The 12,729-nt window shown below is 46.6% G+C and carries 11 protein-coding genes and 2 pseudogenes; 4 read left to right on the top strand and 9 right to left on the bottom strand.

Going from position 1 to position 12,729, the window contains the following annotated elements; translation table 11 throughout:
* Window positions 1–9: 9 nt before the first annotated feature.
* Genes B9Z47_RS13605 through B9Z47_RS13580 form a run of 6 tightly spaced genes read right to left on the bottom strand, consistent with a single transcriptional unit; the run spans window position 10 to window position 6,315 of the window.
* Window positions 10–1,392 (bottom strand): oligosaccharide flippase family protein, encoded by a 1,383-nt coding sequence (locus B9Z47_RS13605; RefSeq protein WP_158271692.1) that lies wholly within the window; start codon window positions 1,390–1,392, stop codon window positions 10–12.
* 22 nt (window positions 1,393–1,414) lie between these two features.
* Window positions 1,415–2,383: a glycosyltransferase family 2 protein gene (locus tag B9Z47_RS13600; RefSeq protein WP_108331900.1), complete on the bottom strand. Its 969-nt coding sequence runs from the start codon at window positions 2,381–2,383 to the stop codon at window positions 1,415–1,417.
* A 45-nt stretch (window positions 2,384–2,428) separates the two neighbouring features.
* Window positions 2,429–3,658: a glycosyltransferase family 4 protein gene (locus B9Z47_RS13595; RefSeq protein ID WP_108331785.1), complete on the bottom strand. Its 1,230-nt coding sequence runs from the start codon at window positions 3,656–3,658 to the stop codon at window positions 2,429–2,431.
* On the bottom strand, window positions 3,655–4,296 hold the full coding sequence (locus tag B9Z47_RS13590) for a DapH/DapD/GlmU-related protein (protein ID WP_108331784.1): 642 nt from the start codon (window positions 4,294–4,296) through the stop codon (window positions 3,655–3,657). The genes B9Z47_RS13595 and B9Z47_RS13590 overlap by 4 nt, the downstream gene beginning before the upstream one ends.
* Window positions 4,283–5,329: a glycosyltransferase family 2 protein gene (locus tag B9Z47_RS13585; RefSeq protein WP_108331783.1), complete on the bottom strand. Its 1,047-nt coding sequence runs from the start codon at window positions 5,327–5,329 to the stop codon at window positions 4,283–4,285. The genes B9Z47_RS13590 and B9Z47_RS13585 overlap by 14 nt, the downstream gene beginning before the upstream one ends.
* Window positions 5,326–6,315 (bottom strand): SLBB domain-containing protein, encoded by a 990-nt coding sequence (locus B9Z47_RS13580; RefSeq protein WP_158271691.1) that lies wholly within the window; start codon window positions 6,313–6,315, stop codon window positions 5,326–5,328. The genes B9Z47_RS13585 and B9Z47_RS13580 overlap by 4 nt, the downstream gene beginning before the upstream one ends.
* 163 nt (window positions 6,316–6,478) lie before the next feature.
* Here B9Z47_RS13580 and B9Z47_RS13575 point away from each other — a divergent pair, with 163 nt between their 5' ends.
* A complete protein-coding gene (locus B9Z47_RS13575; protein ID WP_108331781.1) occupies window positions 6,479–7,867 on the top strand; it encodes an O-antigen ligase family protein in 1,389 nt (462 codons plus the stop codon).
* A gap of 3 nt (window positions 7,868–7,870) precedes the next feature.
* On the opposite strand, the gene B9Z47_RS19215 is transcribed toward B9Z47_RS13575, so the two are convergent.
* The gene (locus B9Z47_RS19215) at window positions 7,871–8,881 is read right to left on the bottom strand and encodes an acyltransferase (RefSeq protein ID WP_108331780.1); all 1,011 of its coding nucleotides are present in this window, start codon (window positions 8,879–8,881) and stop codon (window positions 7,871–7,873) included.
* A gap of 245 nt (window positions 8,882–9,126) precedes the next feature.
* On the opposite strand from B9Z47_RS19215, the gene B9Z47_RS13565 reads away from it, so the two are divergent.
* The 3 genes from B9Z47_RS13565 (at window position 9,127) to B9Z47_RS19010 (ending at window position 12,014) form a co-directional block, all read left to right on the top strand.
* A complete protein-coding gene (locus tag B9Z47_RS13565; RefSeq protein ID WP_199226400.1) occupies window positions 9,127–10,392 on the top strand; it encodes a glycosyltransferase family 4 protein in 1,266 nt (421 codons plus the stop codon).
* A 23-nt stretch (window positions 10,393–10,415) separates the two neighbouring features.
* Window positions 10,416–11,459, top strand: coding sequence for a glycosyltransferase family 4 protein (locus tag B9Z47_RS13560; protein WP_108331779.1), 1,044 nt, complete (start codon window positions 10,416–10,418; stop codon window positions 11,457–11,459).
* A 270-nt stretch (window positions 11,460–11,729) separates the two neighbouring features.
* The gene (locus tag B9Z47_RS19010) at window positions 11,730–12,014 is read left to right on the top strand and encodes a hypothetical protein (RefSeq protein ID WP_233253806.1); all 285 of its coding nucleotides are present in this window, start codon (window positions 11,730–11,732) and stop codon (window positions 12,012–12,014) included.
* Between the two features lie 29 nt (window positions 12,015–12,043).
* On the opposite strand, the pseudogene B9Z47_RS13550 reads toward B9Z47_RS19010, so the two are convergent.
* Together B9Z47_RS13550 and B9Z47_RS13545 are read right to left on the bottom strand one after the other, a co-directional pair.
* A pseudogene (locus B9Z47_RS13550) lies at window positions 12,044–12,439 on the bottom strand (IS1634 family transposase); the annotation flags it as partial.
* A 62-nt stretch (window positions 12,440–12,501) separates the two neighbouring features.
* Window positions 12,502–12,729: pseudogene (locus tag B9Z47_RS13545) on the bottom strand (IS1634 family transposase); the annotation flags it as partial.

The following is a 12,729-nucleotide window of genomic DNA, read 5'->3' as shown; positions in this document are numbered from 1 at the left end:
TTTTATTCCTCAAGCATGACCTGGCCAAATGGCAAGAAACAGCCTATCCACGCCCCATCCCAATAGCAAACCTGCTAACACGGCCGGCAACCACCACCGCTCTGATGCGCGTCCCAACAAACCTTCGCGCCACTTGAAAACCAGGCTCAAGGGCCAGCTGGCAAATTGACACCCCACCACGGCCAGCAAAGCGCCACGCTCACCCGCCAGTGCAAAGCCCGCAGGAACTGTGATCACCAAGCCCAAGGCTCTGAGCGCGTTGTTGGCACTGACCCAGGCCGGCTGGTTATTGGCAAACATCAATTGCTCTACAACCTGATAGCGCAATGCGAGCAATCCCCAACCCAAGGTTTGCAGCATCCAGCCCGCCTGCTCATAGCGCGGGTCATACAACACCCAAACCGCCCATTGGCCGGCCATGATCAATGCACCAGAAAGCCCACCCAACAGCACATCCACAATGCGCTGGACTCGGCCATAGATGCGCACCATGTCATCTCTGTGACTGCGCAGGGCCTGGCTCAGGCTCGGAAACACCACATGCCCATTCAGGCTGGAATAAATCCCAACCACTGCGGCCAACAGGGTGCTGGCAATTGAATACAAACCAAAACTGGTGGCACTTAAAAGTGCCGCCAAGATGAGCTTTTCAATGTTAGCCGCCAAGAACCCGATGATGGACGACAGAAAAATCCATTTGCCAAACCCGATGATTTCCGCAGCGTGTCCTTTGTCCCAGCATGGCCGCACATTTTTTCCGGGCAAATAAAAATGGCTGAGCAGCGTCCGCGTCATACCGTTCACCATCGCACCGACCATCAAAGACCAAACGGAGCTTGTCCACCATGTCAGACCGATGGTGGTGAGCATGGCCGCAAGCTGAGACAAAAATTCCAACCGCGCCAAATATTTGCCATGCAAGTTTCTTTGTGCTGTCGCCAGCTTCATCGACTCCAAACCTTGCAACACAGCGCAAACGGCGAACGATGCCATCATCCACGGCATTCTCGGGTCGGCGTAAACCGAGGACACCTGTATCCAGTGGCTTTGCGACAAGATGTGAACGCCAAACCCCATCAGGCACACCAGCACCACCAAAATCATGGCCCTGATGAGTTGCACGGCCCAAGCGGTTCCCAAAAAACGGGCTTCGGTGCCTTGATCGCTTTTAACCACACTTTGCCAAATGCCCATGTCCGAAAACATGACCAGGCCAAAATACAGCGTACTCATCGCAGTCATCAACCCAAAGGCATCTGGCATGAGCAAGCGCGTCAGCACCAAGCTACTGATGAGCCGCAAGGCCTGTGACGACACGTTGCTGCCCACCAGCCACAAGGCGGCCTTGACCATCCGCCCACCCAAGCCGGGAGATTCACCTGAATCGATCATGGCAACCACCTTGCGCACACTTTCACCATGGCCTGGGTGGGCTAGCTTTGCCACCAAGCGTGTCATGCCAAGCCTGCACCAACTGACTGGCATGCTGCGCAAAGTCTTGTGCCTTGGCCTTTTTTCCTTGCAACACCGCTTTCAATTGCCTCAACTTGATCCATGACCACTCGATGCCAAGGAGCCCCGCCCCACCCAATAGACCGTGGTGTTTTCTGTAATACAAAAAGGCGCTGCGCATCCGCCAACTCTCCAGCTGCAGACCGGACTTTGAAATTCGGGCTTGATTCACCGTTTTTGCCGATTCGCCGCCAATGTGCATAGCCTTGATTTCTGGCCAATACCACACCGCTAAACCCTCGCGGGCCATCCGTCGGCAAAGGTCCACTTCTTCGTGGTACATGAAAAACCGCTCATCAAAACCGTCCAGCTGGCGGAACACCTTGGCAGGGATGAAGACAAATGCCCCAGGTATCCAGTCCACCTGGGCGGCCTGCTCGGGGTCTGCCCAGCCCCTGTTCAACCTTGACCATGTTGGGCTTTTGGGAAACAGTCCCGCAATACCTGACAGTATGAAAAATTCGTCGCGCAAACGCGGAAACATGCGTGCTGTAGGCTGCCTGCTGTTGTCCGGTCCGCGCAACTCACCACCGGCTAGGCCGACACGCTCATGTCCCGCCAGCAGGGCCAACCCGCGTTTCAAGGCGCCCTCATGCGGAATCGCATCCGGATTGAGAAGCAGCAAATTTGTACCTTCAGCATGTCTTGCAGCCAGGTTGTTGCCCGCTGCAAAACCCAGATTTTCCGGGCTGGCCACCAGTTTGACCCACGGGTGTTCATCGCGGATCACCAAAACCGTATCGTCTTTGGATGCGTTGTCCACCACGATCACTTCCGCTTGCAAATCTTGCAGCTGAATTTGAAGGCGGCTCAACAAAGGCCCCACCAAGCGTGCAGAGTTATAGGTCACGATCAGAATGGAAAGGTCCATGCGTTTAGCCTTGTTTGTTGGTCGGTTGCTGTGCGTAAACGACGTTCACACATTTCTAGGAAACTCTTGAAACAACTTGCCCAAATGGCGCACGTTATTGGCCAGATCAAAATCTGTTGTGACCTTGTGGCGAGCCTCTTTGGCTAGAGACTCGCGCAAGTCACTGCTGCTTAAGATCAGCTGAAGTTGCGAGGTCAAACTGGCCACATCTCCCGGGGTGGTCAGCAGGCCCGACACACCGTGCTGAATCAACTCGGGTATGCCATTGACAGGCGTGGTGACACAAGGCACACCACTGCACATGGCCTCCATCAACACCACCGGTATGCCTTCGGCCAGACTGGGCAAAACAAACACATCAGCTTGCGCAAAAGCGTTCTTGACTTCTTGTTGGTTCAAGGCGCCGGTCATGGTGATGTGGTTTTGCAGACCATGCAAAGCCACTTCGCGTTCAATGCGAGCCCGGTCAGGCCCGGCCCCCACCATTTTGAGATGAAAGGACATGCCCCCACCGCGCAATTGGGCGCAAGCTTGAACCAGCAACACCTGGCATTTGGCAGGCGTCAACCGCCCCACACACAACATCTGAACCACTTCAGACGCCACCCTAGACCGATAAGGAAACTGCGCCGGATCCACCCCCAGGCGGCACACTTGCATCTTGTGCCAGTGATCACTGTCACTGATGCGCATCAACTGGCTGCGCGCAAACTGGCTGATGCAAATCACCGCATCAGCCTCTTTCATTTTGAGGGCCAAGTGCTGCCCAGGCACATCATCAAACTCATCAGGCCCATGAATGGTCAAGGACAAATGGCATTGGTTCAAGCGCTTGGTTAACAAACCGACGGTGGCTCCTGCGTTGCCAAAATGCACATGCAAATGGCGCAAGCCCTGTTGCTCCATCCAGCGCGCCACCATCAGCGCCTCAACGCCATAGGCGAGGCCCTTCCAAGGCTTGGCCGCGCCACCCAACCGAAAGGCAGAGGCCAACATCTTCACACTGGAAAAGCCATAACGCGCCACAGCCCACAAGGCGGCTTTCAGCGCACCACGTGCACCATCGGCTTTGATGCCATAAGTGGTCTCGGCTTCTTGCCTTTCGTAAGCCTCCATCTGTGCCAATGGTCGATCTGGTTGATTGACCGAGGCACTGACAATCTGCCACCCATCACGCCGCAAATGCTGTATTTCACGCAAGATAAATGTGTGAGAAATGGCCGGATAAGTGCTGACCAGATACCCCAGTCGGGGCAATGAAGCATCGCTGTTCATGTTGACATGTCCTTGGTGGCCACGACGGGTGGTGCTTTTCGAAAATCAACCGGAAGTGGCTTGGCTGGAATGCCTGCCACCACACATTGGGGCGGCACATCGCGCGTGACCACGGCATTGGCTCCGACCACGGCCCCTTCACCCAGGGTCACGCCTTTGAGAACCGTGACGCCACGGGCAATCCAGACATTGCGCTCGACGCGGATCGGTGCGCTGATGTGACCGCTGTAGCGCATGGCCGATTCACTGCGCCGGTGATCGGCATCTCTAACGCTGCTGTATTCGCCCACCATCACGCCATCACCTAAAACAATGTGCTGAAAAGCCACAAGGTGAACACCGCGTGAAAGCACAACATCGTCACCGATGTCGATTCGACCTTCACCCTGCGTTTCCAAATAAACACCCGGATAGATCATGGCCCTTTTCCCCAGGCTCACTCGACGCGTGCCCTGCAGTTCGACCGTACCCAAAAGCACATTTGAAGAGTCTATGGCGTGCCCCAACCCTTCTTGCAATCGTGCCAGTGCCCACACGCGCACCACACGCTCGACGAACACTGCGCGCCAAAGTCTGGCCACAGGTTGCAGTGCTATGACCAGCCAGCGTTTGATGCCTTGACTTTTAGGGCTTGTCATCACTCTTTACCGCCTGCTTGTATTCGACCATTTGGATTTCTGCGTGCTGGCGTTGGGCTCGTCGCCATTGCAGTTGTCCAAAAAATGCCGGGATTTTTTGGAACAAGACATGCGCCGCATATTGCCAACACAACAGAGTCTGGCCAGGCGCCTTCCAGGCGCAGCGCTTGGCCGTACGCGCCAGCACTGCCAATGCAGCCATTAGCACGGCCAGCGTCACCAAGGGGTGCACCCACATCAAAATGGGTGTGAACGTGAACAACAAGCCATGCCGGAAATCGCGCTTGGCGTCGTGTTGCCACAGAGGGTCACCACGCACACGCATGCGTTCAGCCACCTCTGCATAGGCAATGCCTGAACGGTAAGCCCTTAGCCAATAGGCTTTGAATGTGGTGATAGCCAAATCATGTGTTGCCATCGGGACATCAATGTGTTCAATTTTCCACCCACCTGCTCGTAAGCGAGCACACATTTCCGGTTCTTCGCCTGCTTTCAATGTCGGATCGAAGCCATCCACACCGGCAATTGCGCAACGCCTGACCAAAACATTGCCGCCAAAAAACAATGTTTTGCCAAGAGGAAATACCCAATCAAGATCCATGACACGGATGTAGATTGACTTTTCTGGATGCACCTCTTTCAAACGACCAAACGCCGCACATGTCTCTGGGTCTTTCAAGACACTCAAAGCATGGTTTACAAAATTTGGATGCAGCTGCGTATCGCCATCTAAAAACAGAATCAATGGGGCCTTGGCCATTCTCCAGCCGAGGTTTCGCGCCTTGCCTGCACTGGGGGATGGATCATCCAGTTTTGCTACGTTTGCTCCGAGTTCTTTGGCGTTTTGCAAACTTCCATCGCTGGAGTTCGAGTCCACATAAATGAGCTCATACGAATGCTTCTTCCAATCTGCCGATTGAACAGATTGAATGCACTTGGTGAGTCGCTGCCCCTCATTGCGACCAATGATGACGACCGATACGGTCAAGGGCTCATTCAAATTGGTGCAGGCTGAGTTGGTCTCGTTTGTCATTTGGTCACCAAGGAATCCAATGTCAATCCAAAAGTAAAAATGGAGATGGCAGGGGCAATTTGTTTCATCACATATCCAAAGTCGCTCAATCCGGTATTGGGTACAAACAAAACATCGCCATCTTCCATGGCGTAGTTTTTAGTTCGGTCTGCCGTGATCAGGTCTGACCATGTCACGTACTCCACTTGTTTGGTACCGGCTCTGTAAAGACCGATGCGGTCCGATTTGGCGTTTTCAGTCAACCCTCCGGCTTGAGCAATGGCATCCAACACAGTCATCCGTGGTGTCATGCGGTAAGAACCCGGGCGCCCGACGGCCCCCATGACATAGACCGATGTATCCGACGAATCGGGGATATAGACGATGTCCCCTTTTTTCATGCGAATGTTGTAGTTCACATCACCGTTGAGCAAGGCCTTCAAGTCCACCCAAATGAGTTTGTTGCGCCCCCGAATGATGGCGCAACGCGACAGGGTGGCTTGTTTGTCCAGCAATGGCATGGCACCTGCGTTCGCCAACACATCAATCAACGTGGGGGCATGTGCAAATTTCATGGCGCCGGCTTTTTCAACGCGCCCTAAAACAGTGATCTGATTAGAGGGGTATTCGTCAATAGCCAAGGTGGCATGGGGTGACGTGAAATATTTAAGCAATTCACTGCGTATAGCTGCCAGCGCTTCATTCCGTGTTTTGTCCTTGATCAGCATGTCCCCTACCAACGGAACTGTGATTTTTCCATCGGGTCCCACCACAAATTTTCCGGAAACATCCGCTCGAGCATGCACATCTAACTTCAATACATCACCGCTACCAATTGTATAAACCGGGTTTTCAGTCTCTTCTAGCAACGCCAGATCCTCAGTGCTACTCAAAATTGGTTGAGCGGATTTTTCTATCGGTTTGAAATTGGGGTCTGGCGGCAGGCTGCGACACCCTGTCAACCACAACGCCAGCAGAAAGAAAACACAATGGAATATAAATTTCATATTTATTAACCATGAAATCATTAAAATCAAAAAAATTAAATTATTTAATTTTATTTTTTTATATCTGTTGTTTTTGATAAAAAATAAATATACAGATTGTTAGCTCAACAGTTTATCATCCAATTCATCTTTTTGACAACCCACAACCTAATTCAAGCAACACATGACTAGATACATCGTATTTATCGCCATGTACTTGTCAATAGTCATGCTCATAAAAAAAGGTCCTCAGGAAACTTTTTTAAAAGTTTTAATTCCTTTTTTCTTATTCATGCCATTTATGTTTTGGGTGAATATTCCGGGCCTGCCAGATCCTAATTTCATGCAGGCGGCTATTCTTCCCATTCTTTACATACTTATTCGTGATTATCGTGATAAGTTTAAATTCGGTCGGATGGAAATTTTACTTTCAATTTATGTTGTCATACGTGTTATAAATGATTTTTTAGGGCGTGGTTATTCTGATGCGCAAAATTTTTTATTTTATATGTTATCAACTTTGATAGGTCCGTACATGATCGGGAAATATCTCATTGATACAAGAAAAATGGACACAGCTACAGCCAAAACATTTGTACTGATGTTCATGTTTATGTTTCCCATGTTTTTATATGAGGCTAAATTTTGGGTCAACCCTATTTTTCAGTTGCTCTCACGCTTCTTCCCTGATGCATGGAGTGGTTTATCTGTGCGATGGGGTCTAGCAAGAACTGCAGGTACATTTGAACACCCGATTTTGGCTTGCATCATGGTTGTCACCGTTTACAGACTTCACAGGTGGTTATGCTGGATAGGTGAATGGGATAAACCCCAATTTGGCATATGGAACTATCTTGATAAAATTAGCTTCTTTATACCCATCCCTTTTAAATATCGAATCTCTATTGCGCTCATATTAATGGCACTTTTAACCATATCTAGAGGTCCATGGATTGGTGGTTTTGCAGGTGCGGGTTTAGCTATGATTGGAAATTTTAAAAATAAAAAACTATGGCTAGGAATTCTTTTAGGTTCATTTGTATTGGGTGGTGCCATCGGCAAAGTTGCCATGGAAGCTTACACAACTGCAGGTGAAGGTGAAGTTCTTAGTGCGGAAGCACAAACAATGTTGTATCGATCCGTGATGCTCGATAAATACAAGGGATACCTCGAAGAAAAATACTATACAGGGTGGGGGTTAACTACAGTGCCAAAAGTTCGTGGCATGGAATCAGTTGATAATGCATTTTTTCTGATGGCATTACAACACGGAATATTAGCACCAGCTTGTTTTATCGGTATATTTTTTTATGCAATTGTTTCTCAAATTAAATTTGGCTTGAAAAGTCCACCCGGCAATATTCCAATTGGCTTTACTTTTTGTGGCGTTTATCTTATTTGCTTTATATCTTTTGCAACTGTTTATATGGGAGTGCAAACAGAACCTATGCTATTTTTACTTTTAGGATGGGGTGAAAGCATAAAAAATAGATCAACTGAAATAAATGATCAAAACCAATTCGAACCAACATCCTCAAAAAGCAAAAAAACATTCAATTATGTTATTTCATAATTTTCAACATCCTATAAATATTTTACTGCTTTTACCTAGCATCATTTTTGTCAATCTCACAAGAAAATATGACAATACCGTGACCAGGATAATAGAGACCCCAAATTTCACTAAGCCACCTTCTATCTGTATATTCATTCTCATGAGAATTTTTTCCCCCAGCACTATTAAATAATTATGTAAAAAATATATACCAAAACTTGGTGCAGCCAAAAAATTCATAGCCCGACCCATTTTTTGATCGTATTTGTAAAAAAACATTAATATAACGACACACATGACACTAAATTTTATTACGTATAAAAATTGCAAAAAATATTCACTTTTGTTTTGATAGAAACTCATAATCCATGAACAAAAAAATATTATCACGAACAATATAAATCCATAAAAATAATAATTAGATAAATTTAAAATTTCTTTTCTTCTGCATGAGATCCACATTCCAAAAACATAAAATCCCAAGAAATGCATTCCACTCAAGAATGGATTATGAACCGGGCTAATTTCGCGAGGAATAATTACGGTCAAGATCATTAAGAATGGAATGACCAGATAATTTTTATAATTCTTGTTAATTATCACAAAAATGGGAGAGATTAGATAGTATATCAAAATCATTGGAATGAACCAAAAATGTGACATATGAATGCCCGTCGAATAATAAATTAAAACTTGCTTCCAAACTGGAAGACTTGCGTATATTTCTTTTGGAGAATAAATCTCATCCAAAATAGCCGGAACAGATAAAAACAAGTAAGGCAAAAGGATGAATTTAAATTTCTGGCTTAAATAGTCAAAGTAGTTATATTTATCAATTAGAAATTGAAATAGAAATCCCGCTATGAAAATATAAAAAACTGACGACCCATGCAATAACGAATGTAGAAAATATCTGGTGTCACTTGAACTCGTCCATTGCAGCAATTGCGAACTAAGACAATGAACCCCAACTATTAAAATAATAACAAAACCTCTAAAATTATTAATATAGTTTAAATATTCTTTATTCATTTTATTTCCCCATTATTAACTCAAAAAATTTAATTATTTTAAAACCATTTAAAATTTTAACATTTGAATGTTTACGACTTGCAACAAACCATGTGGCTCTTCTACTTCAATTTTTAGTTTTTACTTCTCAAAATCATAATTTTTGAACATCAAAAGACAAAGAATTTTAACATTTTTGAATTAGTTTTCTTATTTATGATAACATAGATTGAGTAAAATTCGCAACCACTACTAAGGAGTCATCTTTGGACACTTCACTGTCTACGCCGAGAGTCTTGCTTTGTGCTTACCAATGTGCGCCACGCGGCGAATCCGTATCTCAAATTGGTTGGCAATGGTATATCAATTTATCAAAACTTGTACCCGTTACCTTAGTGACTCATATTCGCAATAAAATCGCATTAGAAGAAGTAGGAGCACCATTTTTAAACACTGAAATCATTTTTATTGATACTGAGTGGTTCGCGGGCCCCTTATATCGTATGGCGGTAAAGTTATTTCCGCGTAGTGAACATGCTGCTTTTTTAATTTCTTCTTTAGACACTTATGTATATGATTACACAGCAGTCAAATTACTTAAACTAAAACAGAAAGTTTATCACTGGAACATTGTTCATGTTCCAACTCCAGTTTCTCCAAAGATTGCTACTCGGCTTCATTCATTAAACCTTCCATTAGTTCTGGGACCTTGGAATGGGAATATGCCCAATCCAAGAAATTTTTCGGAAATCATGCGTGCAGATTCAAGTTGGTTATATCCAATACGTAATCTCGCGAGAATTCCTCAATGGTTATATGGAACCTTAGGTAACGCTGAGGCAATATTAGTAGCTACCGAAGCAACCTTCAAAGGTATACCAAAATCATATCATCATAAATGCATCAAAATGATAGAGAATGGTGTTGTTCCTGCGCTTTTTAAGGAGGAACCTTGGCCTGATTTTCCATCAAAGTTGATTCCACTAAAAATAGTTTATGTTGGACGCCTAGTTCCTTTTAAAGGTGTTGCAATGCTATTGCAAGCCGTGGCAACAGCAATTAAAAATATTAACATTCAACTCGATATTGTTGGTGAGGGCTCACAACGTGCCGAATTGGAGAATATGGCAAAGCAGATAGGTATACATTCAAATGTATTTTTTCATGGGGCATTGACGTCTATGCAAGTTGCAGAAAAATTAAAGTATTCTCACGCTCTTTGTTTACCATCAGTTCGCGAATCCGGTGGCGCAGTTCTCTTGGAAGCAATGTCTGTTGGGCGTCCAGTAATTGCCTTAAACTTTGGAGGACCAGCAGAAATCGTTACAGATGATGTCGGAAAGCTTATCCCAATGACAAATTGGGGAGGTGTGGTTAAAAGTTTGGCCGGATGTTTTGAAGATATTGTTAAACAACCGGAACAATGGAAAAAAAAGGCTATGTTTTGTAGAAAAATTTCAGAAAATAATTTCAGCTGGACAAGTAAAATACAACAAGCAATTATGTTGTATAGAAAAATTTTATCTAAATAAATTTACTTTAACATTTAAACTTCATGCAAATAGTTAATCATAGCGAACTACACTGCGAATGGAATTGGCTAAAAGAACAAATTATCGATTCAAAGCTAAATTGGATCCATTCCTCTTCACAAGCATGGCCTTACATTGCTAAATTACCTGGCAATACTACAATTCGGCGTCTTTATGCAGCATGGTCTGCTGTATCTTACACCTGTGAAAAGCCATCATTATTGGTTTCTCATGGTCCTCGCCCAGCGATGTATGCTAGTACCCTTGCTTTCGGTCGACTCAAAAAAACTCCACATTTAGCCTTTTCGTTCAACTTTACACAACTCCCCAGTTCTCGCCGGCAAATGCTGATGACTCGAGCATTTCAATCAATAGATCGATTTACCGTTTTTTCATCAATGGAAAAGGAACTTTACTCGCATATTTTTAGTCTTGATCCAAAACGAATTGATGTACTCCACTGGGCTGTTCAACCACATAGGAAATCTCAGTTAATAAAACCCATTCAAGATACTCATTACCTTTGTGCCGTCGGTTCCCAAGGCCGTGATTACCGTGTATTGATGAAGGTAATGTCTCAATTACCAAACTGTCGACTTCATTTGGTGGCATATCCTGAAAATTTATTGAATTTAGATATTCCAGAAAATGTGACTGTCCATCAGCATGTATCTTTCACATTTGCTGCCGCTCTGATTGCTCATGCTGATGCAATGATTCTTCCTTTAATTGGGTCAGAAGTACCGTGTGGTCATGTAACTGCCGTGATGGCCATGCACTTGGGCGTACCAGTCATCGCAACCGACTCAATTGGATTGCACGACTACCTTCGCCACGGAGACACTGCTGTGTTATTTCCCTCAAATCAAGCACATGCACTCAAACAGTGCTTGGAGTCATTTCTTGATGATCCTACTCATCTCAGATTGTGTGCAGACAGGGCTTTTAAATTTGCTCAAAAATACTGTGTCGAAGAACGCACAGTTGAATATTTTCAAGATTATATTGAGCACACCTTTGGATTCACTCCGATCGTAACAATAACAAGCGACAGCTATTCGAAGTAAAAACACAGAAAATGCCAGGTCATTTGACTCACGATGGTGAATCGACCGTCTGCAGCGATCTAAACTCCCTCACCGCGTTTTGGAAATCCATATGCAGCACCTGCCGCCTTTCATCGCCCCATTCGAGCACCACGATGCCGACAGTGCCTTGGCGCAAATGCAGCATATTTACAGCACAGCGTGAACCACCTGCGCCAGGCCATGCGCGAGTTTGTAGCGGGTGCGGACATGGCGGACACCCGGGTGCGGGCTTTTTAACCCTTTGTGCGGGTGCAGATCAGCAGCGCAAACCGCAAAGCCGAAGGGTTTAACAGCCGCCTGAGCTACGGCTTTGTGGCCGAGCCGGGTCGCTTTGATACCACCCTCACCCGGCCCGACCTGTTCGCTTTTTACATCCGCCAGCAACTGGCGCTGCTGCTGCAAAACCACGGCGTGAGCCTTCAGGTGGGCACCAGCAACCAGCCGATTCCCATCCACTTTTCTTGGGCCGAAGAAGCGCACATGGAAGGCAGCCTGAGCCCCTCGAGTTCGACACGAAACGCGCTAAGTGCTTGATTTCATTAGAAACCGTTCAAAAGTTTCCACTACAACAGGCTCAATTGCGCATCCGGCACGGGCTTTCTGATGTTCATCGCCGCCAGCAAGTCAGCCTGCTCGCGGTGGATATTGGAGATGCCTGAAACCGGCACCCCTTGGTTGATGGCAACGCTTTGGCGCTGGATTCTTCGCAGTTTGGCCAAGGCCGTTTCTGGCGAGGCGCTGTGGCCTGCCGCCTTCAGCCGCTGGCGCATCACGCGGTACAGGATCAAGGCCATGAAGCAAATGCTGGCGTGAGCGCGGATGCGCTCAGGCAGGCGGTGATAGACCGGCGCGATCTCAATCTCGCTCTTGAGCACCCTAAAGCCCCGCTCGATGTCGGCCAGGCTCTTGTAACGCTGCACGATCTCGGCAGGTTCAAGGTCCGCCACATTGGTGACCACCCGAGTTCGACACCAAACATCATAAGTTGTTGATTTATATACAGCCGGTTAAATTTTTGCCACTACAACAACTTCATCTGTTCTTTTTTCTCCGGATGTTTTACCTTCAACGCGCCCAACACTTGCGCCTGTGCATCGTTGATTGCGCTCACCCCTTCAATGAGTTCTGCCTCGTTGATGCGCACCTTGTGTCGCTGGATTCTTCGCAGCTGCTCCAATGCCCGCTCCGGGCTCAATTCGCTTTGCGCCTGCTTGAGCCTTTGGCGCATCACACGGTAAACAATCAGTGC

It is taken from the genome of Limnohabitans sp. 2KL-1 (genome assembly GCF_003063435.1).
Taxonomy (GTDB): Bacteria; Pseudomonadota; Gammaproteobacteria; order Burkholderiales; family Burkholderiaceae_C; genus Limnohabitans_A.
The sequence above is the reverse complement of the archived record's forward strand: the minus strand, read 5'-3'. Positions and strand labels throughout refer to the sequence as shown.